This window comes from Micromonospora sp. NPDC048830 (genome assembly GCF_043198215.1).
Taxonomy (GTDB): Bacteria; Actinomycetota; Actinomycetes; order Mycobacteriales; family Micromonosporaceae; genus Micromonospora.
Genome location: NZ_JBICUP010000009.1, coordinates 1 through 23748, shown reverse-complemented (window position 1 = coordinate 23748; position 23748 = coordinate 1). Strand labels below are relative to the sequence as shown.

Genomic DNA, 23748 nt, shown 5'->3' with positions numbered 1-23748 from the left:
GAGGGCGGATTGCGGCCCCGCCTCCGCGGGGACTCATAGGCTGCGCCGCGACTCAGGATCGGACGGCAGGGCACAGCGGCCGGCGTACGCGCAACGCCCCGTGGTCCCCGCCGGACCAGGGGCCGCGGGGGTGCGGCCCTTCCAGGGGACGTCAAGCCCACCTCGGCGACCTGGGCGAGTTGTCGGCGCACCGGTCGCTGGTGCTGCTGGACCCGCGCGGGACCGGGGAGTCCGCCGCCCCGGCGGACCCGGCGAGCGGCGGGCCGGCCGGGTAGGCGCGGGTCTCGGCGTTACCGGTGCGACCGGCAAATCGAAGACGTCGAGGCGCTGCGCGTACACCTCGGGCTGGACCGGCTGGACCTGGCCGCGCACTCCGCCGGCGCGGCCCTGGCCCTGCTGTACGCCGCCCGGCACCCGGACCGGGTCGCCCGCCTCGCCCTGATCACTCCCAGCCCGCGCCCGGTCGGCCTGGACGTCGCCGACTCCGACCGCCGGGAGCTCGCCGAACTGCGCCAGGGGGAGCCCTGGTTCCCGGACGCCTTCGCCGCGTTCGCGCGGATCTGGTCGGGTGAGGCCGCGGCCGCCGACTGGACGGCGATCACGCCGTTCACCCACAGCCGCTGGGACGCGGCCAGCCAGGCCCACGCCGCCCAGGGAGCGCACCAGCGGAACACCGACGCGGCGGTCGTCTACTACTCGGACGGCGCCCTCGACCCGGCGGCCGTCCGGTCCGCCGCCGCCCGCCTCCGGGCGCCGGTCCTGTTCGTCGCGGGCGGGTACGACGTCGGCCTGCCCCCGAAGCGCGCCGCCGAGTACGCGGGCCTGTTCCCGCGGGCCGAGCTGGCCGTGCAGCCGGGCGGCGGGCACTATCCCTGGCTCGACGATCCCGAGTGGTTCGTGGAGACGGTGCGCGAGTTCCTGCGCTGACAGCCTCTTCCCGCCAGCCGCTACCGGAGCCGGGCCTTCCATCCACGGCCCGACAATCTCCGTCAGTCGGCTCCCAGGCGCAGCAGCCGGGCGCCGTTGGTCCACAGCACCCGGCGCATCCATTCGTCGCCGAGGTCCAGGCGGGCCAGGGCCTGCAACTGGTGGGCGTAGGGATAGGGGATGTTGGGAAAGTCGGAGCCGAGGACGACCCTGTCGCCCAGGGCGAGCAGGCGCTGCCGGTATCCGGCGGGCAGCGGCGCGAACCTGTCGGCGAAGTCCGTGCCGGCCATGGTCGTGTCGAGGTGGACCCCGGGATACCGCTCGGCGAGGTCGGCGAAGGCGTGGTACTCGGGCATGCCGAGGTGCGCGATCACCAGCACCAGCCCGGGGTGCCGGCCGAGCAGTCGCCCGACGCCGTCCGGGCCGGTGTGACGCCCGGGGGCCGGCGCGGAGCCACCGTGCAGGACGACCGGCACCCGGTGCTCGGCGAGGACGGCCCAGGCCGGGTCGAGCAGCGCGTCGTCCGCGGCGAACTCCCCGACCTGCAGGTGGACCTTGAACAGGCGGGCCCCGGCGGTGACCGCCGCGGCCACGTAGTCGCCGACGCCCGGCTCCGGATACAGGGTGGCGCAGTGCACCGCGTCGGGGACGCGGTCGGCGAACTCACGGCACCACTCGTTGAGCCAGGTCGCCATCCCCGGCTTGTGCGGATAGGTCAGGGCCGGGATCACCCGCATCCCGAGGCGGCGCGCGACGCGCAGCCGGGTCGGCTCGTCGAACCGGTAGGTGATCGGCCAGGGCACCCCGTACCGGACGCCAGCCTCGTCGAAGAAGGCCCACACCTTGCGCAGCATCGGCTCGGGCAGAAAGTGGACGTGGATGTCGACCAGCCCCGCCAGCCCCACGGCGGCCAGGTAGGCGGGAATCTCCCCGTCCGTGGCGGGGCCCGGCGTCGTACTCACGGGTGGCCAGCCTAGGGGAAGACCCCCCGCCGCCGGGACGCGTGTCCGGCGGGCCCTACCGTCGGCGGGCCGCCCGCCGGGCGCCGGCCCGCCAGCCGGCCAGGACCAGGACGACCAGCACGAGGGCGGCGCCGAGGGTGAGGCCGACGGGCACCGGGAACGACCTCGACTCCGCGACCCGACCGCGGCCCTGGCCTTCGGCGGCCACCGCGAGACTGGTCTGCTTGTCCTCGCCGGGCGTCACGAGACGGCCGACCGACGCGTCGGCGGGAAGGGCGAAGCCCCAGTTGAGCAGGGCCAGCGCCTCCCCCAGGCTGCCCAGCGGCGCCGTCTCCGCCCCGAGCAGGGCGACCACGAGCCGCCGGCCGTCGCGCTCGGCCACGCCGACGTACGTCTGCCGGGCCAGATCCGTGAAGCCCGTCTTTCCGCCCACCATCCCGGGGTAGCTGTCCAGCAGGGTGTTCTCGTTGCGGATCTCGAAGGGCACCTGCGCCGCCCTGGTCGCGATGTATCGCCGGAAGTCCTCCCTGGCGAAGGTGGCGCGGGCGATCAGCGCGAGGTCGTACGCGCTGGTGTACTGGCCCGGGCCGTCCAGGCCGGAGGGCGTGGCGGCGTGGGTCTGGTTGGCGTGCAGCCGGCGCGCCTCGTCGTTCATCGCCTGGACCCCGCCCTGCCTGCCGGCGGGGCCGCCGCCGACGCGGGCGAGCACGTTGGCCGCGTCGTTTCCCGACCGGAGGAGGAGCCCCAGCCAGAGGCTCTCGACGGAGTACCGGCCGCCCTCGACGACGCCCATCAGCGAACTCGCGGGGTCGAGATCCCGCAGGTCGGCCCGGGTCACCTCGACGACCTGGGCCGGATCGAGGCGGGGCATGAGCGCCGCCGCCAACAGCAGCTTCTGCACGCTGGCCGGCGTCCGGCGCTCGTGGGGGCCGCAGCCGCCCAGGACCAGCCCGCTGTTGAGGTCCGCCACGAGCCACGAGGTCGCCGTCACCGCCGGGGCCGTCGGCACACCCGCAGGGGTCACCAGTCCCGCGGTCGCCAGTGCCTCTCCCCCGACCGCCCCGTCGGCCGGGTCGACCGGTGGCGGGGCGGGGGCGGTGGGCGGCGGGGCCGGCGGCTGCACGGTCGGGCACGGCACGTGCGGCGCGGCCGCCGCCCGTGCCGGTGGCCCGACCGCCACGGCGGGGGTGAGCAGCAACGCGCTGAAGGTCGCGGTGGCGACGCGGAAGCCAGTCACGGTTGAGAACGTAGTCCGCGCCGCCGGGGGGCGCGGCCGGGTTCCAGAAACAGGCCGAGGGGCCGGCTGCTGGGACTACTGTGCTCGGCCCTGCCCTGCCCGCCCCCCTTTCGCCGGCGCCCCGACGCCGGGATTTTCCGGCCGGAAAGGGACACGATCGCCCGTCTGTCACCCCGGCCGGACCCGGCCCGTGAATCGTTTTCGGGGTTCCGCCGAAAACGCGAACGCGCCCACGGGCCGCGGAGAGAATATGGCGAAAGGAAATCACGATCGGGAGGAGGCATGATGGGCTTCGAGCGACGACTGTCGCTGTTGGCCGCGACCATCGCGGCGACGCCACTGGCTCTCGCCGCGTGCACCGCCGACCAGAGGTCGGGCGCCGGACCGGCCGGCGTGCGGGCGGCGGCGCCGGAGTTGGCCCTGACGCCCGCCGACCAGGCCCGCGACGTGCCGATCAGCGCCGAGGTGGGCACCGCCGTCAAGGGCGGGCGCGTCACCCAGGTCCGCCTCACCGACGACAAGGGCGCCCAGGTCGGGGCGGAACCGCGGGAGGACGGGTCGGCCTGGGTGCCCGTCGCGCCGTTGCAGCCGCGGCGCACCTACACGGCCGAGGTGACCGCCACCGGCGACTCCGGGAATACCACCACCCGCCGGACCACGTTCACCACGACGGCGGCGTCCACGAAACCGGAGATCACCAGCAACCTGTATTTCGAGAGCAACCAGACGTACGGCACGGCGATGCCGGTGACGGTCTCCTTCGACCCACCCGTTCCGAAAGAGGCCAGAGCCGACGTGCAGCGCCGTTTGTTCGTGAAGACGAATCCGCCGCAACCCGGGGCGTGGTCCTGGGTTTCCGACGGTTCCCAGGTGTATTACCGGGCGCCCGACTTCTGGCAGCCGGGCACGACGATCAGCGTCCGGGCGGCCCTGGAGGGGCTGCCGATCGGCAAGGACAGGCAGGGCGACGCGGACCGCTCCGCCACCTCGAAGATCGGGCGGCAGGTGGCCCTGGAGATCGACAACGCCACCAAACAGATGTCCGTGCTCCGCGACGGCAAGCTGATCCGCAAGATCCCCGTCAGCCTCGGCAAGCCGAGCACGCCGACCTCCAGCGGCAAGATGGTGATCATGGCAAAGCACCAGTACGCCACGTTCGACACGCGGGGCGAACCGGACGGCGGCTACGTGGTCGACGTGGAGGACGCCCAGCGGCTCACCGCCGGTGGCGAGTTCATCCACGGGGCGCCGTGGTCGGAGGGGGACCAGGGCAGCACCAACGTCTCGCACGGCTGCACCAACGTCTCCGCGGCCGCCGCCGACTGGCTGATGAACGTCACCCAGGTCGGTGACCTGGTCACCGTCAGGGGAACCGAGGTCCCGCTGACCGAGGGCAACGGCTGGACGGCCTGGAACGTCGGCTGGGACGAGTTCGTCAGGGGCAGTGCCCTGCCGGTGCCCGCCGGGCTCCGGCCGGCCCCGACCCAGGCGCCGCATCCGGGCGCCGTGGCCGGTGGTTCCCCGGCCCCGGCCCCGTCCGTCGGCGGACGCTGACAGCGCTTCGGGCGGCCCCGCCCCGGCGCCCTCGTCCCAGGTGGACGGAGTCGCCGGGGCGGGGCTGCACCACTTCCGGGCTCGCGGGGTGGTCGGTGCGGGGCCGCCGGCCGAAAGCCGACCCCGGCACGTCAGCACAGGCTCGGCCGCCGCTGCTCCGCCCACCGCACGACGTACGGGGTGATCGCGCCGAGCACGAGGAACACTCCGCCGAGCAGCAGCCAACCCGGCGCTCCCCAGGCGATGCAGAACAGCGCCAGCACGGACGGCGCCACCACGTTCGCCAGCCCGGTGCCGAGCCCGAACAGCCCCATGTACTGCCCCTGGGCGTGCGCCGGTGCGGCCGGCCCGCAGCTGCCGACGCCGCTGGCCCAGTGCCGTGGCGCTCGGAGCGTCGAGCTGGCGGTGCTGCCGTTCCGGGGCGACTGGCACTGCGCCGGGGTGCTCGCGGCGGCGGAGGCGTACCGGCACGAGCCGCTCACCTTCCCCGGCGCCGCCGCGCCCTCCGCCGCGCTGCCGGTGGCCGGCCTGACGGTGACCGGGGAGGGGGTCGCGCTGACCAGCGTCCGGGACCGGGACGGCCGCATCGAGCTGCGGGTGGTCGCGCAGACGCCGACGGCGACCAGCGCGGTCATCGGGGCCGGTCGGGGCGTGCGCGCGGCGTGCCGGGCGGACCTGCTCGGCCGGCCCGGCGAGGCGCTGCCCGTCGACGGTGACGGCCTGGTCCGGCTGGCGCTGCGCCCCTGGGAGATCGCCACGGTGCAGCTGCGACCGGCCGCCTGAGCCGGGGTCGGGGCGCCGGCGGTCGCGTGCGGACCGCCGGCGTCCCGGCCGTGGGCCGTGCGGTCAGGAGACGCCGGCCTCGAGCCCCGGACGGTCGTCGAAGAGCTGCACCCAGCGCCCGTCGAACCCGCCGTTCGCGGCGAGGTACCAGGCGCCGCGCAGCCACTGGCCCCGCTCCCGGGCGGAGCTGTCGGCGTCGACCGTTCCGTCGTGGACGAAGAAGTCGTGCTGCCACCAGTAGGCGTTGGGCGAGTCGGGGCGTCCGCTGGCCAGCTGCCGGGTCCAGCCGTAACTGTCCACGCCGGTGCCCTCGTACGCGGGGAAGTGGTCGGACGAGCCCTCGAGGTCCTCGTCCGCCTCGGCGGAGTACGCCCCGTAGAGCCAGTCCTTGTGGATGATCCCCTCGCGGTCGTCGGTCAGGTCCGAAGCGCCGTTGTCGCGGGACTTGCTGTAGAAGCGCTGACGTCCGGCGTTCACCTCGACCGCGCCGGCCTCGTTGATCACCGGCGACTCCAGTTCGACGTCGTCCTGGGCTGACGACAACCAGTGCGTGGACCAGGCCGGGTTGCCCGCCCAGTGGGTCGGGATGATGTCGGCGATGTCCTGCAGCTCGTAGGTGATCCGCTTGGCCTGGTACCAGTCGACGGTGTGGTCGTTGTCGTGCCCGCCGATCAGCGTGGCGGCGTTGGCGAAGGTCAGCGGCCTCGCGCCCCAGGCGGTGACCGCGGCGGACGACGCCTGCGGGACGAAGATGTAGTGCACGTTCCGGTTCTCGTCCTTGCCGCTGATCTCCACCTCGGCGTCGTTGGTGACCGGCTGGCTGACCAGGGAGCTGTAGGTGTCGTTGACGTACCGCAGCTCGTGCGCGTGCGTGCCCAGGACGCTGCCGGCCTCGTCGGCCTGCCAGACCATCAGGTGCCGGCCGGTCGAGGTGTTCATGAAGTTGAAGCCGAAGTCGCCGCGCTTGCGGATGATGTGCTCGTGGTGGTGGGTGATGGTCGAGTTGTTGACGTACTCGCCGGTCGCCCCCGGTGTGCCGGTGACGTTGTGTACGACGATCTCGATCCGCTCCCAGTCGTGGATGGCGTCGCCCTCCTTGTCCGCCGCGTTGTACACGTGGTAGAGCAGCACCAGCGACTTGGTGGCCCCGTTCTGGTACTCGATCAGCGAGGTGTAGAGGGTCGGCCGGATCCGCCACGCCGCGTACGGGCTGGTGGTCGCCTGCGCCGCCGACGCGGCGACGTAGTGCTCGCTCTCCAGCCAGTGGTACCGGTTGGTCGCGAAGTTGCGGTCCTGGTCGAAGTCGTAGTTCGTCAGCCAGTCGCGGCCGTCCTGGCCGTTGTCCTCGTTGGCGCGTTTGAAGATCACCGGCGCGTAGTAGTACAGGTAGGCCTGCCGTTGCGCCGTCGTCAGCAGCGGTGCGCTGGCGTGGGCCGGCCGGTTTCCGGCCACCGGCAGGGCCGCGAGGACGATCGCGGCGAGCGCCAGCGCCCGGGCCAGCGTCCACCGCAGCGTTCGCGAGCGCCGGCCGGGACGGCGACCGGACGGGATTGGTGCGCGGAGCGGCACGCATCCTCCTTGGACGCTTCACGGAAGCACCCGACGACGAACCGGTCACCGGTTCGCGCCGGGCGGGGGGCGCCCCACTATCACACGCACCCGCGAGAGATCGCCATATTTCGATCACTGTGCCGGCCGCGTCGCCACGAGCGCGGGCCGCCGTGGGAAACCTTCAACAACAGAGAGCTAGATCGCAGACATCCTTCACTAACGCATCGACATTCGTTATAGTCACGCCGTGCAGCTCCCGCCTCGCCGACGACGCGCGCGGTGCGCGGTGCCGGTCGCCGCGGTTGCCCCGGCCCGCCCCAGGTACTCCTCGACGAGGCGGCGCCGGTCCGGGCCACGGGGACGGCGGCCGGGCCGGATGTCGCAGGTGAGGGCCTTGACCTCCTGGATGTGCACGTCCGGGTCGCTGGCGGTGCGGCCCGACTGAGGCTGGCGTAATGCCTCGACGCGGCGGCTCCCGGGTTGTGCCTGGGAGCCGCCGCGACGTCTGCGTCAGAGGCTCCGGGTCCGCCGTCGCCGGTTCGATGCGCGACTCGGGCAGCCGCAACGAGTTGCACGTCGTCCAGAGCGCGTTGCCCCGGCCGTCGGTGCACCGGGGCTGGTTGCCGGCCAGGTCGTAGCCGAACGAGGTCGCGCTGGCGGTTGTCCCGGTGACCGGCCGCGTTGCAGGCTCCTCAGGCCTGCATCCGGTTGGCCAGGCCCGACTCGCGCAGGCGGCGGCGCTGCCCGTCGGCCACGATGACCTCCACGACGATCAGGGTGAAAGAGACGGCCGCCAGCAGGCCCAGCGCGCCCATCGCCGATATCCGCCGTGCGACGGGGACGAGTGCGGCCAGCACCAGCACGGCGGCCACCCTGGTCCAGATGATTGTCCTGATCGCATGGGCGATCCGCAGCTGGTAGGCGACGTTGGCCAGGAGGAAGAGGGCTATCCCCCCGTAGAGGCCGAAGAGGCCGATGGCGGAGAGCGGTTCGTCGGGGTGATGTCCTTCGATGCGGCCGATGTCATTGACCAGCTCGCGTATTCCGAGGGCCGGCAGGAGGATGCCGGCGACCATGGGGAGGTGCAGGTAGCTGTAGGCGTCCCGGGCGAGGGCGAATCTGGTCTTCGGGTCGGCCCGCTCGAGGACCTGCTCACCGATGAGCGCCACCACGTCGAAGTAGGTCCAGAGCAGCGCCCCGATGACGGTCATGGCCAGCATGACGGCGAACAGGAGCTGCCGACTGAGCGACACGTCGGAGCTGGACGTTCCGACCGAGATGATGTTCTCGCCCACGGCCACGATCAGGATCAACCCGTACCGCTCGCACCAGTGCCGGGCAGAGAAGATGCCGATCTCCCAGACGGGCAGCGTGAAGCTGCCCACGTAGTCCACGAGCACGGCCAGTAGCCAGAGGAGGGTGACGGCGAGGGCGGCCTGGCGCTGGTCGGTGAGGAGTCGGTGCGGCACGAGCGCGGCGCAGACGAGCAGGGCGGTGCTGGCGACCATCGGCACTGCGGGCACCAGGATGTGCCGGACCAGGTGCTGGGCCGAGACGGCGTACGCGTACAGCGCCAGGTGCAGCGACCGCACGAGGAAATAGCAGGCGGGAAAGATGAGCGGGCCGTACAACCCGCCGGGCCGGTCGGTGAACGCGACGAGGGTCGACAGCGCCATCACGAAAGTGATCCCGGTGACCACGAACAACCCGAACCGCATCACCCCGAAGCTGGCCTGCAGGTTGTTGCTCAGCCACGCGAAAGCGCCCCAGGACCACCAGAGCAGGGCCAGCACGAGCATTCCGCGAAGCACGCCCTGAGGGGTGTAGTCGCTCAGGATCAGCGCGCCGAGCTGGACGAAGGCGAACACGAAGACCAGGTCGAAGAAGAGCTCCTCGGTGGCCGTGCGGGTGCCCTCGCGTACCCGCCGCCTGCCGAGCAGGCTGGCGACGGCGTCGCGCAGGTATTCGCGTACCGGTTTGCGCCCTGCGGTCCTGTCCCCGTCACCTCCAGCCGTCGGTCGTTCCTCCGTCACCGCGCCAGTCTGACAGTACGCCCGCTCGAAAGCTGCGGTTTCATACCGGTTGGCCGGATTCTAGACGGGTCCGCCCGGTGGCACCGACGGAACAGCGGCTCGAGCTGCGGTCACGCCGACCGCCCCAGGCACGGGCGCGGCCGCAGGTGCGGGTGCAGGTGCGGGTGCAGGTGCGCCTGGGCGGCAACCCGCCTGCCGGCCGTCACGAGAAGGGCACGGTGGATGAGCGTCTGATCAACTTGGCGGGAAGCTCCACATGCTCGGGCGCGGGCCTGTCGTCGGCGTCCCTGTCCCAGGCCGGCCCGCCGGCAATGCCGCGTAGCAGCAGGCCCGCGGCCCGGGCGCCGAGCTCGTAGCTCGGTTGCCGGACGACGGTCAGTTGCGGGCGGACGATCGTGGTCCATTCCTGGTCGTCGAAGCCGACCATCGAGACCTCGTCCGGGAACCGCCGCCCGCTGGCCTGGATGGCCTGGTAGGCGCCGACGGACAGGACGTTGTCCGTGGCGAAGACCGCCGTCACGCTGGGGTCGGCGTCGAGCAGCTTCTTCATGGCCCGTGCCGCGATCTCGCGCTGGTAGGGCGCGTGCACGACGAGCGCCGGGTCGAGCTCCAGCCGGGCTGACCGCATCGCGAGCACGTACCCGGCGAGCCGGGCGGCGCTCGGCCGCATCGTGCGGCAGTCGCCCAGCCGCTCCACCACGTGCGACAGTTCCCGGCCGGCCTCGGTCAGGATGGCGATCCGACGGTGCCCCAGGCCGAGCAGGTGCCGGACGGCCGCCCGGGCACTTGCGGCATTGGCGATCATCACGCTGTCCACGTCCGGTCGGTCGGGAACCGGGCGGTCCAGCAGGACGAAGGGGAGCCGAGAGTCGCGCAGCGAGTCCAGGTGTTCGGTTTCGGCCGGTGAACCGGTGGCGATGATCGCGCCGTCCACCCGCTTCTCCGACAGCACCCGTACCGCGTTGCGCTCGGCGTCCAGATTGGAATCCGTGTTGAACAGCAGGACCTCGTAGCCGGCCGTCCGGACCTTGTCGACGACGCCGCGCAGCGCCTGGGCGAAGAACGGGTTGCCGACGTCGGTCACCACGACGGCGATGGCCTGCGTCGATCCGTTGATGAGGCTGCGCGCCAAGCCGTTCGGCCGGTAGCCGAGCCGCGCGGCCGCGGCACGGACCCGCTCGGCCGTCGCCGGGCTGACCTGACCGTATCCGCCGAGGGCCCGGCCGGCGGTAGCCGTGGACACACCCGCCTCGGCGGCGACCTCGATCAGGCTCGGTCCCCGTGCTGGGTGCTCGCGCTCGCGCATCCTCATCCCCGTCTTCGGCGCCGGGCTACCGAGCGTCGGCGTGCAGCTGGACACCTTCCACATGAACATCGAGGAGTCGGACATGGCGGAGGCGATTCGGCTCGCCGGGCCGCGGCTGAAGCACTTTCACGCCGTCGAGAACAACCGTGGGGTTCCGGGGACCGGCCAGGTGCCCTGGGCGGACTGCTTCGCGGCGCTCAACGAGGTCGGCTACGACGACCTCTGCGTCTTCGAGTTCTTCCCGGTCGACCTGCCGGTGATGGCCCGACGTACCCACACGTGGCGGCAGGTGGCCACGAGCGAGGAGGTCGCGGTCGGGGGAAAGCGGCGGCTGAGCGCCTTTCTCTGAAACGGTCGCCCGATGGCCGCCGGAGGGCGGCCAACACCCGCTCCCACCGAGCAACGGCTACGCGGTGGCGCGCGGCCATCGCGAGATCCGACGCCGTGTCCACAACGCACGGACGATCACGCGGTGGCCTCCCATCCACCCCTGCTGCCCAGTAGGACCTCAAAGGCAGCTGCCGTACACCGCTGCCGACCGACCGACGCCTTCACCGGGGCGGGCGCTGGGCCTCAGACCCTGACCGCGTCCCGGTCGTGGCGCCGGAGCTCCCGGGCAGTCGGAGGGCCACCGCGAGGCCCAGGCCCGAACAGGCGACGCCCCAGCCGACCGGGCCCGCTTCGCGAGCCGGCCCGCGCTCCATCACACCTCCAACCTCGGCGCTGCGGGGGGCGGGGCCAGGCCCGCCCCCCGCAGCGGTATCACGAACAGACCCAGGGAGTGAAAAGCAGTTCGCATCCCTTCCTGGTCAAGCGGAGGTCCGCTCCGGGACTGGGTTGCCTTCTGATCAGGTCGCCGGCTGGTGATGTGTGGCCGGGCTGCGGTGGAGGGCGGCGGCGATGTGTTCCTCGGTGAGGAGGGTGGCCCAGGCGGCTTCGGCGGCGCCGATGGCGGGGCCGTCGGTGGTCAGGGCGGCGGGGACGATCGGTGGCAGTTGTGATCGGCGCCAGGTCATGGTGGCGTTGGCGACAGCGGCGAGGAGCGGGTCGGGGGCGGCGTCGAGGAGTTCGGCGCCGAGGTCGCCGAGGGTGACGATGTCGGGGTCGGTGGCGTTGATGAGGGCGCCGATGCCGTGGCCGAGAGCCGTGGCGACGGTGGCGACGGCCGTACGGGCGGCATGGTCACCGCAGCGGGCGGCGCTCAGGACGTTTGCGGCGAAGGTGCGGGGATCGGCCGGTGGCGGTTGGTGGAGGTGGCGGGCCATGGCGCGTCCGTCGACCATCATGTCCCAACAGCCTCGGGTGCCGCAGTCGCAGCGCAACGCCGGGTCGCCGAAGGGCATGTGGCCGTACTCGCCTGCGGCCCCGCCTGCGCCGCTGGCCGGGGCGCCGTCAATGACGAGGATGCCGCCGACGCCGACCTGAACGGTCAGGTGCAGCAGTACGCGCCGGTCGCGTGCGGCGCCGCGGCGGGCTTCGGCGACGCCGGCCAGGGTGGCGTCGTTGCCGACGACCAGCGGCAGGCCCGGCGCGGCAAGCAGGCCGAGGTCGACATCGTGCCAGTGCAGCGTGGCCGCCTGGCGCAGGAGCCCCTCGTGAACGGTTCCGGTGACACAGACCCCGACGGCGCGTAGCCGGCGTCCGTGCCGGCGCCGCAGGGCAGTGATCGCGCGGCGGATCGCCGCGAGGATCGTCGCGGCATCCTGCCCGGTGTGGTGGTGCGCCGGACCGGCAGTGAGCGCGCCTCCCACAGCACTGGTGCCGACCCGCCAGGCCTCGTAGTTGATCTCGGCCACCGCGACCAACGGACCATCCGGATGCGCCGTCAGCAACGCCGTGGGCCGGCCCCGACCGGCAGGCTGAGGCAACGGCTGTTCGGCCAGCAGGCGGGCGCCGCGAAGCCGACCGACGACCTCGGACGCGGACCCGCTGCTCATGCCCAGACGCGCAGCCGCCTCGGCACGGGTGACGCCCGGGTTGTCGTGGGCGTGGCGCAGCATCGCCAAAGCGCCCTGGACCCTGGCCGCGTCGGCCCGCATGCCCGCGGATGCCTTCATCGTGCGCCGACCTCCTGCTACCATTTTCCTCGCCAAGCGAGTTTAACCTGACCGCGCTGATACTCGGCGTCGGCCTGTGGATCGTCTGCGCGGTCACGACGAACATGCCCAACCTGCTCAGCAACACCGCGCCCGCCGTAGCCGCAGCCGCTCTCGACATCACCCAGCGGCCGTGGCGACGCAACCTGGAAGGCCACTCCGATGTCACTGCATGACCTTGCCGCGGTACTCCTCGACATGGACGGCACCCTGGTCGACTCCGACGCGGCCGTCGAGCGATCCTGGCAACGCTGGGCTGCCGAGCACGGCGTACCCATGAGCGTGCTGCGACCCCGCCTACACGGCAACACCGCCCTCGCCACCGCCATCGCCGTCCTTCCCGCACTCACCCCCGCCGAACACCGCCGCGCCGCTCAACGCCAGCTCGACCTCGAGTACGCCGATGTAGCCGACATCCACGCCGCTACCGGAGCACGTGAACTGCTCGACACCCTCGCACGACTCGGCTTGCCCTGGGCCGTGGTCACCAGCGCCGATCGCCGGCTGGCCAACATCCGCCTCGGCGCCGCCGGGATCACCCCACCGGTACTGGTCACCGTAGAAGACACCCCATCCGCCAAGCCCTCACCCCAGCCCTACCTGGCCGCCGCCGCACACCTGGGCGTCGATTCCGCCCGATGCCTCGTCGTCGAAGACTCCGTACCCGGGATCCAGGCCGGCAAGGCCGCCGGGGCCCAGGTCGCGACCCTACGCGGACTCGACGGCGATTTCCCCATCAAGGACCTGAGCGAGCTTGCCGCACTCCTCGACGTCTCCGACCCACAACAGCGCCCACGGCACGCCCACCAATCCGCACGACACTGAACCGACCGCGAGCAGACCATCGATCTCCAGCCTCGGCAATGACCGGCTTGACCTGCACCACCGTATGGGCGGCGTCGGTGCCCCGTACCGGGTCGCCCTCACCCGGCCGTAGGGGCTCCTGCGGCACCGCCGAACCACCTGGCCAGCGCGACCTCGAGCGTCTGCTGATCCTCGCCGACCCACGCGACGTGCCCGTCCGGCCGGAGCAGTACCGCCGGCACGTCCAGCTCTTCGCTGGTGTCGGCGACGTGGTCGACCCGGTCGGCCCAGCCGTCCACCGAAAGCCGCCCCGTCTGGTCGAGCAGCAGCCCGCTGCCGGTGCGCATCAGCTCGAACAGCCGGCCATGCTTCAGCTGGACGTCGCGCAGCCGCCGCCCGAGCAGGGCATGGCCCTCGCCGAAGTCGTACCGGATGCCGATCGCCGTGATCTTCTCGATCAGGAACCGGTTGACGTCGTCGAAGTCCATCAGCTGCGCCAACAACCGCCGAACCGCCTGCGGCCCGGGCTCGTTGGTCGTCAGGTGCATCTGTGCACGGGTGTTGTTCAGCACGTCGGCGGCCACCGGATGCCGCTCGGACTCGTAGCTGTCCAGCAGGTCGTCCGGCGCCCAGCCGTTGAGGGCCGCCGCCAGCTTCCAACCCAGGTTGAACGAGTCCTGGATCCCGAGGTTGAGCCCCTGCCCGCCCATCGGCGGGTGGACGTGCGCGGCGTCCCCGGCCAGAAACACCCGTCCGACCCGGTAGCGCTCGGCCTGGCGGGTCGCGTCGCCGAAGCGCGACAGCCAGCGGGGGGAGTGCACGCCGAAGTCGGTGCCGGCGTACCTGCGAAGCTGCTGCTTGAACTCCTCGAGCGTCGGCGGCACCGAACGGTCTTCGACCACGCCCGCCGCCGGCACGACCACCCGGAACACCCCCGGCTTGCCCGACGGCCCGATCCCGAACCGCTTCTCGGTCTTGCGCACCTCGGTCATCACTTCGGTGATGTCGTCCGGGGACGCCGTCACCTCCATCTCGCCCAGCAGCGTGTCGATTTTCGACGGCTCGCCCGGGAATCCGACCCCGAGCAGTTTCCGAACCGTGCTCCGCCCACCGTCGCAGCCGACGACAAACCGCGCCCGCAACGGCGTGGCAGTCTCATTTCCAACGTGGACGGTGACACCGTCGTCGTCCTGCTCCAGCCCGACCAGTGCACAGCCACGCCGGATCTCGGCTCCGACTTCGGCCGCGTGCTCGGCGAGCAGCCGGTCGGTGAGCGTCTGCGGAATGCCGAGCACGTATCCGTGGGCGGTGTCCAGCCCGGTGGGAGCGGGCTTTTCGATGCCCGCGAAGAATCCCCGGACGCCGCCGGGACGGATCGGGTACGGCTTGCCGTTCTCGAGGAACCGCTCCAACAGCCCCCGCTGATCCATCACCTCGATACTGCGCACGTGCAGCCCGAGCGACCGCACGAACGGCGGCAGCTCGGCCTCCTTCTCCAGCACGAGCACGTTGACGCCCTGCAGACGCAATTCGCTCGCCAGCATCATGCCGGTCGGCCCCCCGCCGGCGATGATCACATCAAACACGCATTCCCCCATGGTGTGCCGATTCCTATGCTCGGCCGACGATTGTGCGCCACGACCGGGGTCTTGCCACAAGCCTGGGGGTGCGGTATATGTTAATAGTGGCAAGGAGTTCTCCTCCTTGCCTCTGTTTTCAGGCCCGGCCTTTGTTGTTTTCACGCCGGCGGGCGCAACCGAGCTCACAGTTCGACGGCTGGCTCACCGAACAAATGACAGCGAACACCAGTTCGAGCATCACGCAGTCGTGCCTCCGGCGAGCGCATCCGGCTCGGCTCCCGCCCGTCGCCACCGAGCCGATCCGCCAGCCCCCTTCCTGCACCAGAACGAATGACGCCTGAAAGGTGCCACGCCCGGCCCGGTTGCGGTACGCGAAGACGGCCTCATCTGCAGCATCCCTCGTACCCCTGGGCCAACCGCACCGCCCTCGTCGGAGCCGTCGCCGTAGTCACGTACGGCCGCTCCCCGAAGGCCGAGGCGGACCTGGTCAATCTCCGTCACGTCGGTGCCGGCATGAGATCTCCTGCCGCAGGCCGAGCAGTGGCAGATCCAGCTTGCGATTTCCCAGACGTTCGTTCCATGCGTCGTAGGCCAGGGCGGTGGGAGCGGTGATGCCGTACCCGTCGCGAAACCCGGTGACGACCATGTCGGCACGCTCATGGCCGGCGCGGTCCGACCCGCCGCTGTCGTCCGGTGCCGACAAGCCCGCGTACGGCTGATCTTCGCTGGACGTTCGCCCCCGCCTCGGCAGGCGGTGACCCCACCGGTACCCGACGGCTGGATCTTCACCTCGTGCCCACGCGGGGATGGCTACGGCCAGCCTGACGCGGGCTGTGCCGGATGCTGGTCTCCGCGCGAGTACCACCGCGGTCCCGCATCCTCATGTGCTGCGTCAGTGATGTTCCTGGGGGCGTACCCGCGCGTTCACCTCGCCGTGGTGCCATGCCCGGGTAATGGAATTTCGCTACCTTGAGGCGTTTCGCGCGATTGCGGAGGAGAAGCACTTCGGACGCGCGGCGCAGCGGCTGTTCCTGGCTCAGCCCTCGGTGACCCAGCAGTTGCAGCGGCTGGAGGCCGAGGTCGGAGTCCGCCTGGTGCACCGATCGTCGCGGAAGGTGGAGTTGACCGCCGCCGGCGTGGTGTTCCTCGGCGAGGTGGAGCGGATCTTCGCCGACGTCGAGCGGGCAGTGCAGCTCGCCCGTCAGGTCGGTGCCGGCAGGGAGGGCACGCTGCGGGTGGCCACCAACTACCCGGCGAGCCGGCTACTGGTGTTGCCGCTGCTGGAACAGTTGCGACGGGCGGAACCGCAGCTCGGCCTGCTGCTGCGGGAGATGAGCACGCCGGACCAGCTTCCCGCCATCGCCCGCGGCGACCTCGACCTGGGGCTCGTCTACGGTTCGGTCGACCATCCCGAGCTGCACTCCCGGTACCTGCTCGATGTCCCGGTGGTGGCCACCGTACGGGCCGGACATCCGCTCGCCACGCTCTCGGCGCTGAGCTACCGGGAGATCGGTCGGCACCGGTACCTGACCGGCTACCGGGGCGGTGGTACCCGCATCGAGAAGGCGCTCCTGAGCGAGGCGGCGCGGCACGGCGTCCGGCTGGCCCCGGCGCACGGGATCAGCGACCTGTCGAGCTACCTGCTGGAATTGGAGGCGACCGACGCGATCGGGTTCAGCTCCGCGCCGCGAGGTGAGCAGAACCGGGCGAGCGGGATGCACGTGTTGCGGCTGGCGCCTACCGAGCCACGGCTTGAGATCCACGTGGCGTGGCGCCGCAAGTTCCCCGAACCCGCGGTGAACATTGTCGTCGAGAACCTCCTGCGGCTTGCCGACGACGTCCGGCGAGGCGCATAGTGCCTTCCTTCATCGATTGCCCACGGCAATCCCTGGTTCCGAATCTGCTCGTTGATCGGCGACTCGCCAGTTCCCAGCATGGTCTCCGACGGTCCCGTGGAGCGGGCCTTGAGCAGAAATGACACCATGCGACTTCTTACCCTCGGCCGACTCGCTGGCATGCCTGCGGATGGGCAGGCCAGCTCCGGCTACCTCGTCGAAGCCGGAGACACCCGGATCATGCTCGACGCCGGACCCGGCACGGCCCTGAACCTCAGCCGGCACCTCGGCGACCGCCCGCTGGGCGGTGTGTTCATCAGCCACCTGCACACCGATCACCTGCTCGACTTGCTGCCCATCGGCAAGATGCTGCTCAGCCGGCGGCTGCGTGGCGACCTGAGCACCGACCGGGTGGAAATCGACGAGAGTGTCCCGCGGGTGCCGCTGCTGGTGCCCGAGGGAGCCCGCGCCGTGCTCGACCGGTACGCCGCGCTGTTCCCGGTCACCACCCACCCCGTGCTCGACCGCGCCTTCGAACTCGCCTTCGAGGTGAGCGAGTACCAGCCCGACGAGGAGCGGCGGCTCGGCGAGCTGTCGCTGCGATTCGCCTCGTTGCGGCACATCGCAGCCAACTGCGGGGTGCGCGTCGAAACCGGTGGGCGCAGTCTCGTCTACACGGGCGACACAGGGGTCACGCCCGCGTTGCCCGAGCTGGCCCAGGGAGCCGACCTGCTGCTCAGCGAGAGCACCCTGCGACAGACCGACACCACCGGCCACGGGCACCTCAGCTCCCGCGACGCCGCGTACGCCGCCCGGGACGCCGGCGTCGGCACCCTCGTCCTCACCCACTTCGCCAGCCCGGACGTCGCCGAGCACGAGTGGCACCGGGCCCGCGCGGTGGAGGTGTTCGACGGCTCCGTCGACATCGCCCGCATCGGCCAGACCCACATCATCGACCCGCGAAAGGCATCCTGATGAACCGGATCATCCACGGCGGCCTGGCGCTCGCCCTGGTCGCCGCCGTCGGCGGCACCGCCGCCTGTTCCGACGGCGCAGCCGGCGACGCCGACGGCACCGTCACCATCACCTTCAGCTCCTACAACTACGGTACGCAGGGCGCCGCCGGCACCGGCACCCAGGCGCTGCTCGACCGCTTCGCCGAACTGCACCCAGAGATCAGGGTGCGCCCGGAAGCCGTGCCCACCGCCGAGGTGCTGACCAAGACGAAGGCCGCCGTGGCCGCCGGCGACGCTCCCGACGTGGTGCAGATCGGATACAGCAAGCTCGCCGAGGCCCTGCGGACCCTGCCCACCCAGTCGCTGGAAAGGATCGCAGGCGACGAGTGGCGCGGGCACGTCGAGGGCATCACCCCGGGACCGGTGCAGGCGGGCAGCTGGGAGGGCAGCGTGCACGCGCTGCCGTACACGATCTCGATCCCCACCGTGTTCTACAACGGCGACCTGTTCCGCAAGGCCGGACTCGACCCGGCCAGCCCGCCGGAGACGATGGACGAGGTGCGGACCGTCGCCCAGGCCATCGCCAAGACCGGAAAACACGGCGTGTACTTCGGCATCGTCGACTCGGGCAAGTCCGACTACCTGGCCCAGTCCGTGATCAACAGCGCCGGCGGTGCGCTGCTGGACACGAACGGCCGAGTCGCCGTCGACTCGCCCGAGGCGGTCGCCGGCATCCGGCAGATACAACAGCTCACCACCGACAAGCTTCAACCCGCGGTGACCACGGAGGACGCACTCGCCGCGTTCGCCGCAGGCGACCTCGGCATGTTCGTCGTCAGCACGGCCGTCCTCGGCAACCTGCAGACCGCCGCTGAGGGCAAGTTCGACCTACGCACCGCCGCGTTCCCGAGCTTCGGCACTGGCCCGGCCCGACCCACGCACTCCGGCGCGGCCCTCGTCGTGCTCAGCCAGGACACGGCGAAGCAGCGCGCCGCGTGGGAGTTCGTCAAGTTCCTCACCAGCGACGAGGGCTACAGGCTGATCACCACCAAGATCGGCTATCTGCCGCTGCGCGCCAACCTGGTGACCGGCGCGCTCGCCGACCACTTCCGGCAGAACCCGCTGCTGCTGCCGACCATCGGACAGTTGGGGAACATGCAGCCCTACCGGTCGTTCCCCGGTGCCAAGGCCAACCAGGCGACCGTGTTGTTGCAGGACGACGCGATTGCGCCAATCGTGCTGCGCGGCGCGGATCCCGACGCGACCCTGCGGAAGACAGCCGACCGGATCCGCACCCTGGTCGGATCGGAATGACCGTGCCTGCCCGACCGCCGCGGGGCGCCGCCACCGGCGCTGCCCCGCGGCGGCGCTCCACCCGCCACGCCTGGCTGTACGCGTCGCCGCTGCTGGTCATGCTCGGCGTCTGGATCTACGGGCCGGCGCTCGCCACGCTGGTGCTCTCCGTGCTGGACTGGAACCTCACCGGACCGTCCGCCGACCTCGTGGGGCTGGCGAACTTCGAGCGACTGGTACGTGAACCGGAGTTCGGCCAGGCGGCCGCCCAAACCCTGCTGTACGCGATCGCGCTCCTTCCGTTCGCCACGCTCGTGCCCCTGGTCCTCGCGATCATGCTCTGGCTACGGCCCGGCCAGGCGAGCAGCGTGTACCGCTCGCTGCTGTTCCTGCCCGCGATGGTGGCACCCGTCGCGCTCGCCGTGTCCTGGCGGTTCCTGCTGAACCCGCTCAACGGCCTCGCCAACGAGGTGATCGGCTGGCTCGGGCTGCCGGGGGTGAACTGGCTCGGCAACCCGGCCACGGCGCTTCCCGTCGTCGTGGTCGTCACCGCGGCCCGGGTGGTCGCGTTCAACATGCTGCTCTACAGCGCCGCGCTCGCCACCATCGACCGGCGGACGATCGAAGCGGCGAGACTGGAAGGCGCGACATCCGGCGAAGTGGTCTTCTTCGTCGTCGCGCCCCAACTGCTCCGGACGACCGTGCTGCTGGGGCTGCTGAGCATCGTCCTCGCCGGCCAGTGGGCCTTCACCAACATCGCCGTGCTCACCCAGGGCGAACCGGACGGCGTGACCGACAACATCTACTACCGCATCTACACCCTCGGGTTCGAGTTCTTCGAGACCGGGACCGCCTCGGCGGCGTCCGTGCTCGTCCTCCTCTCCTTCGGTGTCGTGGCGGTCGCGGCCGCGGCGGTTCGGAGGCGTCGTGCGACGGTTTGAACGGGTCCGTCCGGTCTTCGGTCGCGTCGGCTGGCACGTGGTGCTCGCCGGCACCGTACTGGGGATGCTGTTTCCGGTGATCTGGGCGCTGCTGGCCTCCCTGAAGCCGGCGAACGAGATCTACCGACCCGTGCCCGTGGCATCCGCGCCCACCCTGGAGCACTACCGGCACGCGCTGCTCGACTGGCCGGTCGGAACCCTGCTGAGCAACACCTTCACGATGGCCGCCGGCGTCGCTGCCGGCCAGATCGTGATCGGGGTGCTCGGCGCGTTCGCGCTGGTGCACTTCGCACCCCGGGGACGCGGGCTCGTCCTGGGGCTGCTCACGATCTCGCTCGCGATACCGCCGCAGGCTCTGATCATCCCCCAGTTCCTGATCACCGCCCGGCTCGGCTGGCGCAACACCGAACTCGGGCTGATCGTGCCCCAGCTGGGCGCCTCCGCGCTGGCCGTACTGGTGCTCATGCAACACGTTCGGGCCATCCCGCCCTCGGTGGTGAACGCGGCGAGGCTCGACGGCGCCCGTCCGCGGGAGATCCTCTGGCACATCGTGCTCCCGGCCCTGCGGCCGGCCATGGCGGCCGTGGCCATCCTGATGTTCATCACCACCTGGAACGAGTACCTCTGGCCGCTGCTCGTGGCACCACGGGCTGAGGACACCACGGTGCAGATCGGGCTTGCGCAGTTCCAGACCGCGGAAGGCAACGACTACGGCGGGCTACTCGCCGCGGCCACGCTGACCAGCCTGCCCATCCTCCTCGTCTACTCGATCGCCGCGCGTCGCATCACCGACGCATTCCTGCAGACAGGACTGAAATAGATGACGGATCACGATCCCGCCGGTGATCTCCGGTTGACCGGACTCACCATGCGCTACGGGAGCACCGCTGCTCTGGACAGCATCGACCTGCACATCCGGGCTCGCTCCTTCACCGCCGTCGTCGGCCCGTCCGGATGCGGCAAGTCCACTCTGCTGCGGGTGCTCTCCGGACTCGAGACACCCAGCGGCGGCGTGGTCAAGATCGACGGCCGGCGCGTGACCGGGCAGGACGCCGACAGACGGCCCGTCGCGATGGTCTTCCAGGACTATGCGCTCTACCCCCACATGACCGTCGCCGCGAACATCTCCTTCGGGCTGCGCCTGCAGGCGCTGCACGACCGGCGGCACGGGCCGTCCCGACAGGAGATCGACCAGCGGATACAGAACGTGGCCGAACTCCTCGGCCTGGGCGCCCTGCTACGACGCAAGCCGGGCCAGCTCAGCGGCGGCCAGCGCCAGCGGGTCGCGCTCGCCCGTGCCATCGTGCGCCGCCCAGCCGTCCTGCTGCTCGACGAACCGCTCTCCGCCCTCGACGCGCGGCTGCGCGCGGACGCCCGGGCGGAACTGCTGCGACTGCATCGCGAGATCGGCGCCACGATCGTCCTGGTCACCCATGATCAACACGAGGCGCTGTCGATGGCCACCGATCTCGTCGTCCTGCGCGACGGCCGTGTTGTCCAGGCGGGCACGCCCCGGGAACTCTACGAACGGCCCGGTACAGAGTTCGTCGCCACCTTCGTGGGGGCACCGGCGATGAACCTCTGCGCGGATCCACACGGCGGCCGGCTGGGCTGGCGTCCCGCCGAGGGCCGACTGCTCGTACCCGGAGAGGCGCCGGGAGGGTTCGTCGCCGAGGGCGTCGCGGAGGTCTGCGCCTACACCGGTTCCGGCCAGGACGTTTTATGTCGCTCGTCGGCGGGTGACTTCGTCCTGCAACAGCGCGACGGTGACCGCTGGCTGACCCCGGGCGAGCCCGTACGCGTCGGGGTGCCGGAACAGCGGCTACACCGCTTCGACGAAACGGGGCGACGCCGTGCTGACTGACCCGGGCGCGGACGCGGTCATCTGGTGCGACTTCGGTGGGGTGCTCACGCCACCGATCAGCACCGCTGTCGACTCCATCGTCGCAGCCAGCGGAATTCCCTGGGCCGTGCTCGCTACGGCCGCCGAGACGGTGGCGGCGGACGAGGGGTTGCAAGGCTTCGCACCGCTGGAACTCGGCCGCCTCAGCCAGGCCGAGTGGGGCAGGCGAGTCACCGCGGCCCTACCGCCGGATGTCCAGCCCCGCATCGATCTGGGCGACTGGGGCACCTACTGGTACAGCGGCCGAGAACTCAACGGAGTCCTCGTCGAGGAACTACGGCGGCTGCGCCACCGTGGGCTGCGGATAGGACTGTTGACCAACAGCGTCCTGGAATGGGAGCGGCACCGCGAGCGGATGCTGGCCGCCGTCGACGTGTTCACGCATGTGCTCCGCTCCCACGAACTCGGCATCGCCAAACCCGACCCGCGCGTCTTCGAGCACGCCGCCCGGGTGCTCGAGACCGGGGGCGAAACCCTGCTCATCGACGACTCCCCGCAGAACTGCCGGGCCGCCGAAGCGTACGGGTGGACGGTCATCGAACATCATGACAACGTGTCGACGATCGCGGAGCTACGGCAGCGGTATGGCTGACGCCCGACTCCACCAGCGCCACGGCAACCCGACGGCCCGCGAGGTCACTCGCGATCAAGCGCGGCTGACCCGCCACCCCCGCTGCCACGTGCACTGCACACCGACTCGACCCGCGTCGATCCGCGCCCAGGTCCCGTCCTCCTGCCAGCGGGCGAATCGCTTGTACGGCGTCTCCCACGGCCCGTACCGTGCCGGGACGTGCCGCGGCCATCGGGCCCGCTGCCTGGGCGCACAACGCGCGACCGCCATCGCAAGCGGCAGACACGAAGAGTTCGTGCGGTGTTCGCGCCGTTGCCACGACCGGGAATGCGCCGGTCGACAGCGTGGCTGCCGCCGCGAGCCGAGGTCGTACCGCCGATGCGCCAACTCTCCGGCGGGCGGCTCTCCCAATCTGTTGAAGGTGGCACATGAACGGCATTGGTGGGATACGGCGGCGGAGCCTGCTGGGGGGCGGCGTCGGCACCCTCGTCGGCCCGTACCTGCTGCAGGGGTCCGCTCAGGCGCAGGGGCGGTGGGCGTCGTACCCGTTCACGCTCGGGGTCGCGTCGGGAGCACCGAGTTCGAGCGGCGTCGTGCTGTGGACCCGGCTTGCGCCCGCACCATTGCAGCCGGACGGCGGGATGCCGCCGCAGCGCGTACCGGTGCACTGGCAGGTTGCCGACGACGAGGGGTTTACCCGGATCGTCGCCCAGGGCGTGGTGTTCGCCCGGCCGGAAGACGTCCACACCGTGCACGTGGAGGTCACCGGTCTGCGGCCGGGTCGCTGGTACTTCTACCGGTTCCGCTCCGGTGACGCGGTCAGCCGGGCCGGCCGCACACGTACCCTGCCTGCGGCGGCGGCGCACCCGGGCCGACTGCGGATGGCGGTGGTCTCCTGCCAGCGCGGGCCTGTCCGATTTTCTGTGTAACGTCCTATCCTGTCTAACTATCGGACATCGACGGGGATGCGGCCCGGGAAGAAGATTTCCAGTGAGTTCAGGGCCTGCTTCCAGCCGTGTACGCCGGCGCCTTCGACGAGGCGGGGCGGTGCGGTGCGGGTGTTGGCGGGCTTGCCGGCCTCAGCGGCGCGCTGGCGGGCTCGCTTGTCCTCGATGTCGGCGATGGCCAGCCAGATCAGCTTGACCACGGCGTCGTCGGTCGGGAAGTGTCCGCGATTCTTGATGACCTTTCGGATCTGGTAGTTGAACGACTCGATCGCGTTGGTGGTGTAGATGATCTTTCTGATCTCGGGTGGGAAGGCGAGGAACGGGGTGAACCTGTCCCAGGCCCGTTCCCAGACAGCGACCGCGGCGGGGTAGCGCTTACCGAGTGGGCTGTCGGCGAAGGCGAGCAACGCGGTCTCGGCGGCCTCGACGGTGGGCGCGGTGTAGATCTCCTTGAGCGCGGCGACCATTG

The 23748-nt window shown here is 71.2% G+C and carries 24 protein-coding genes and 1 pseudogene; 14 read left to right on the top strand and 11 right to left on the bottom strand.

Annotated features, from left to right (window positions below; genetic code table 11):
- Positions 1-57: 57 nt before the first annotated feature.
- Entirely contained in the window at positions 58-927 is an 870-nt protein-coding gene (locus ACGFIZ_RS11000; protein WP_393418269.1) for an alpha/beta fold hydrolase, read from the top strand.
- A gap of 62 nt (positions 928-989) precedes the next feature.
- Here the strand turns inward: ACGFIZ_RS11000 and ACGFIZ_RS10995 are convergent, their stop codons facing one another.
- The gene (locus ACGFIZ_RS10995) at positions 990-1889 is read right to left on the bottom strand and encodes an amidohydrolase family protein (RefSeq protein ID WP_393418035.1); all 900 of its coding nucleotides are present in this window, start codon (positions 1887-1889) and stop codon (positions 990-992) included.
- Positions 1890-1944: 55 nt separating this feature from the next.
- On the bottom strand, positions 1945-3126 hold the full coding sequence (locus ACGFIZ_RS10990) for a D-alanyl-D-alanine carboxypeptidase family protein (RefSeq protein ID WP_393418033.1): 1182 nt from the start codon (positions 3124-3126) through the stop codon (positions 1945-1947).
- A 285-nt stretch (positions 3127-3411) separates the two neighbouring features.
- Between ACGFIZ_RS10990 and ACGFIZ_RS10985 the strand changes: the two genes are divergently transcribed.
- Positions 3412-4680 (top strand): Ig-like domain-containing protein, encoded by a 1269-nt coding sequence (locus ACGFIZ_RS10985; protein ID WP_393418267.1) that lies wholly within the window; start codon positions 3412-3414, stop codon positions 4678-4680.
- A 131-nt stretch (positions 4681-4811) separates the two neighbouring features.
- Here the strand turns inward: ACGFIZ_RS10985 and ACGFIZ_RS10980 are convergent, their stop codons facing one another.
- On the bottom strand, positions 4812-4994 hold the full coding sequence (locus ACGFIZ_RS10980) for a hypothetical protein (RefSeq protein WP_393418031.1): 183 nt from the start codon (positions 4992-4994) through the stop codon (positions 4812-4814).
- Here ACGFIZ_RS10980 and ACGFIZ_RS10975 point away from each other — a divergent pair.
- Positions 4993-5463: a hypothetical protein gene (locus ACGFIZ_RS10975; RefSeq protein ID WP_393418029.1), complete on the top strand. Its 471-nt coding sequence runs from the start codon at positions 4993-4995 to the stop codon at positions 5461-5463. The genes ACGFIZ_RS10980 and ACGFIZ_RS10975 overlap by 2 nt on opposite strands.
- A gap of 63 nt (positions 5464-5526) precedes the next feature.
- Here the strand turns inward: ACGFIZ_RS10975 and ACGFIZ_RS10970 are convergent, their stop codons facing one another.
- The 4 genes and pseudogenes from ACGFIZ_RS10970 to ACGFIZ_RS10955 all read right to left on the bottom strand — a co-directional run bounded on the left by ACGFIZ_RS10970 (position 5527) and on the right by ACGFIZ_RS10955 (position 10353).
- A complete protein-coding gene (locus ACGFIZ_RS10970; RefSeq protein ID WP_393418027.1) occupies positions 5527-7032 on the bottom strand; it encodes a hypothetical protein in 1506 nt (501 codons plus the stop codon).
- A 222-nt stretch (positions 7033-7254) separates the two neighbouring features.
- A pseudogene (locus tag ACGFIZ_RS10965) lies at positions 7255-7443 on the bottom strand (hypothetical protein); the annotation flags it as partial.
- 263 nt (positions 7444-7706) lie between these two features.
- On the bottom strand, positions 7707-9047 hold the full coding sequence (locus ACGFIZ_RS10960) for a low temperature requirement protein A (protein ID WP_393418025.1): 1341 nt from the start codon (positions 9045-9047) through the stop codon (positions 7707-7709).
- Positions 9048-9249: 202 nt separating this feature from the next.
- Positions 9250-10353 (bottom strand): LacI family DNA-binding transcriptional regulator, encoded by a 1104-nt coding sequence (locus ACGFIZ_RS10955; RefSeq protein ID WP_393418023.1) that lies wholly within the window; start codon positions 10351-10353, stop codon positions 9250-9252.
- On the opposite strand from ACGFIZ_RS10955, the gene ACGFIZ_RS10950 reads away from it, so the two are divergent.
- Positions 10283-10702, top strand: a complete 420-nt coding sequence (locus ACGFIZ_RS10950) for a sugar phosphate isomerase/epimerase family protein (RefSeq protein ID WP_393418021.1) — start codon at positions 10283-10285, stop codon at positions 10700-10702. The genes ACGFIZ_RS10955 and ACGFIZ_RS10950 overlap by 71 nt on opposite strands.
- Before the next feature lie 499 nt (positions 10703-11201).
- On the opposite strand, the gene ACGFIZ_RS10945 is transcribed toward ACGFIZ_RS10950, so the two are convergent.
- Positions 11202-12410, bottom strand: a complete 1209-nt coding sequence (locus ACGFIZ_RS10945; protein ID WP_393418019.1) for an ROK family protein — start codon at positions 12408-12410, stop codon at positions 11202-11204.
- On the opposite strand from ACGFIZ_RS10945, the gene ACGFIZ_RS10940 reads away from it, so the two are divergent.
- Together ACGFIZ_RS10940 and ACGFIZ_RS10935 are read left to right on the top strand one after the other, a co-directional pair.
- Positions 12401-12625, top strand: coding sequence for a hypothetical protein (locus tag ACGFIZ_RS10940; protein ID WP_393418017.1), 225 nt, complete (start codon positions 12401-12403; stop codon positions 12623-12625). The two genes, ACGFIZ_RS10945 and ACGFIZ_RS10940, sit on opposite strands and share 10 nt — an antisense overlap.
- On the top strand, positions 12612-13274 hold the full coding sequence (locus ACGFIZ_RS10935) for an HAD family hydrolase (RefSeq protein ID WP_393418015.1): 663 nt from the start codon (positions 12612-12614) through the stop codon (positions 13272-13274). The genes ACGFIZ_RS10940 and ACGFIZ_RS10935 overlap by 14 nt, the downstream gene beginning before the upstream one ends.
- A gap of 98 nt (positions 13275-13372) precedes the next feature.
- Here the strand turns inward: ACGFIZ_RS10935 and rox are convergent, their stop codons facing one another.
- Both rox and ACGFIZ_RS10925 read right to left on the bottom strand, forming a co-directional pair.
- On the bottom strand, positions 13373-14839 hold the full coding sequence (gene rox / locus ACGFIZ_RS10930) for a rifampin monooxygenase (protein WP_393418265.1): 1467 nt from the start codon (positions 14837-14839) through the stop codon (positions 13373-13375).
- A 481-nt stretch (positions 14840-15320) separates the two neighbouring features.
- Positions 15321-15479: a hypothetical protein gene (locus ACGFIZ_RS10925; protein ID WP_393418013.1), complete on the bottom strand. Its 159-nt coding sequence runs from the start codon at positions 15477-15479 to the stop codon at positions 15321-15323.
- A gap of 307 nt (positions 15480-15786) precedes the next feature.
- Between ACGFIZ_RS10925 and ACGFIZ_RS10920 the strand changes: the two genes are divergently transcribed.
- The 8 genes from ACGFIZ_RS10920 to ACGFIZ_RS10885 all read left to right on the top strand — a co-directional run bounded on the left by ACGFIZ_RS10920 (position 15787) and on the right by ACGFIZ_RS10885 (position 23261).
- On the top strand, positions 15787-16689 hold the full coding sequence (locus tag ACGFIZ_RS10920) for a LysR family transcriptional regulator (RefSeq protein WP_393418011.1): 903 nt from the start codon (positions 15787-15789) through the stop codon (positions 16687-16689).
- A gap of 159 nt (positions 16690-16848) precedes the next feature.
- Positions 16849-17643 carry an MBL fold metallo-hydrolase gene (locus ACGFIZ_RS10915; RefSeq protein WP_393418009.1) on the top strand — a complete coding sequence of 265 codons (795 nt, stop codon included), beginning with the start codon at positions 16849-16851 and terminating at the stop codon, positions 17641-17643.
- On the top strand, positions 17643-18938 hold the full coding sequence (locus tag ACGFIZ_RS10910) for an ABC transporter substrate-binding protein (protein ID WP_393418007.1): 1296 nt from the start codon (positions 17643-17645) through the stop codon (positions 18936-18938). The genes ACGFIZ_RS10915 and ACGFIZ_RS10910 overlap by 1 nt, the downstream gene beginning before the upstream one ends.
- Positions 18939-18940: 2 nt before the next feature.
- Entirely contained in the window at positions 18941-19858 is a 918-nt protein-coding gene (locus ACGFIZ_RS10905; RefSeq protein WP_393418005.1) for a carbohydrate ABC transporter permease, read from the top strand.
- On the top strand, positions 19845-20678 hold the full coding sequence (locus ACGFIZ_RS10900; protein WP_393418003.1) for a carbohydrate ABC transporter permease: 834 nt from the start codon (positions 19845-19847) through the stop codon (positions 20676-20678). The genes ACGFIZ_RS10905 and ACGFIZ_RS10900 overlap by 14 nt, the downstream gene beginning before the upstream one ends.
- Positions 20679-21722, top strand: coding sequence for an ABC transporter ATP-binding protein (locus ACGFIZ_RS10895; RefSeq protein WP_393418001.1), 1044 nt, complete (start codon positions 20679-20681; stop codon positions 21720-21722). It begins immediately after the preceding gene.
- The gene (locus ACGFIZ_RS10890; RefSeq protein WP_393417999.1) at positions 21712-22353 is read left to right on the top strand and encodes an HAD-IA family hydrolase; all 642 of its coding nucleotides are present in this window, start codon (positions 21712-21714) and stop codon (positions 22351-22353) included. The genes ACGFIZ_RS10895 and ACGFIZ_RS10890 overlap by 11 nt, the downstream gene beginning before the upstream one ends.
- Before the next feature lie 407 nt (positions 22354-22760).
- Positions 22761-23261, top strand: a complete 501-nt coding sequence (locus ACGFIZ_RS10885) for an alkaline phosphatase D family protein (protein WP_393417997.1) — start codon at positions 22761-22763, stop codon at positions 23259-23261.
- A 17-nt stretch (positions 23262-23278) separates the two neighbouring features.
- Here ACGFIZ_RS10885 and ACGFIZ_RS10880 read toward each other — a convergent pair.
- Positions 23279-23748 (bottom strand): transposase (locus ACGFIZ_RS10880; protein ID WP_393417995.1); only part of this gene is annotated, 470 nt, incomplete at its 5' end.

What these genes read in the sequence shown, in the direction of transcription:
- ACGFIZ_RS10985 (WP_393418267.1), top strand. Translation starts at nt 3,412, where the DNA reads ATGGGCTTCGAGCGACGACTGTCGCTGTTGGCCGCGACCATCGCGGCG.
- ACGFIZ_RS10975 (WP_393418029.1), top strand. Translation starts at nt 4,993, where the DNA reads ATGTACTGCCCCTGGGCGTGCGCCGGTGCGGCCGGCCCGCAGCTGCCG.
- ACGFIZ_RS10980 (WP_393418031.1), bottom strand. Translation starts at nt 4,994, where the DNA reads ATGGGGCTGTTCGGGCTCGGCACCGGGCTGGCGAACGTGGTGGCGCCG.
- ACGFIZ_RS10955 (WP_393418023.1), bottom strand. Translation starts at nt 10,353, where the DNA reads ATGCGCGAGCGCGAGCACCCAGCACGGGGACCGAGCCTGATCGAGGTC.
- ACGFIZ_RS10940 (WP_393418017.1), top strand. Translation starts at nt 12,401, where the DNA reads ATGCCTTCATCGTGCGCCGACCTCCTGCTACCATTTTCCTCGCCAAGC.
- ACGFIZ_RS10945 (WP_393418019.1), bottom strand. Translation starts at nt 12,410, where the DNA reads ATGAAGGCATCCGCGGGCATGCGGGCCGACGCGGCCAGGGTCCAGGGC.
- ACGFIZ_RS10935 (WP_393418015.1), top strand. Translation starts at nt 12,612, where the DNA reads ATGTCACTGCATGACCTTGCCGCGGTACTCCTCGACATGGACGGCACC.
- ACGFIZ_RS10925 (WP_393418013.1), bottom strand. Translation starts at nt 15,479, where the DNA reads ATGGTCGTCACCGGGTTTCGCGACGGGTACGGCATCACCGCTCCCACC.
- ACGFIZ_RS10920 (WP_393418011.1), top strand. Translation starts at nt 15,787, where the DNA reads ATGGAATTTCGCTACCTTGAGGCGTTTCGCGCGATTGCGGAGGAGAAG.
- ACGFIZ_RS10915 (WP_393418009.1), top strand. Translation starts at nt 16,849, where the DNA reads ATGCCTGCGGATGGGCAGGCCAGCTCCGGCTACCTCGTCGAAGCCGGA.
- ACGFIZ_RS10910 (WP_393418007.1), top strand. Translation starts at nt 17,643, where the DNA reads ATGAACCGGATCATCCACGGCGGCCTGGCGCTCGCCCTGGTCGCCGCC.
- ACGFIZ_RS10895 (WP_393418001.1), top strand. Translation starts at nt 20,679, where the DNA reads ATGACGGATCACGATCCCGCCGGTGATCTCCGGTTGACCGGACTCACC.
- ACGFIZ_RS10885 (WP_393417997.1), top strand. Translation starts at nt 22,761, where the DNA reads ATGAACGGCATTGGTGGGATACGGCGGCGGAGCCTGCTGGGGGGCGGC.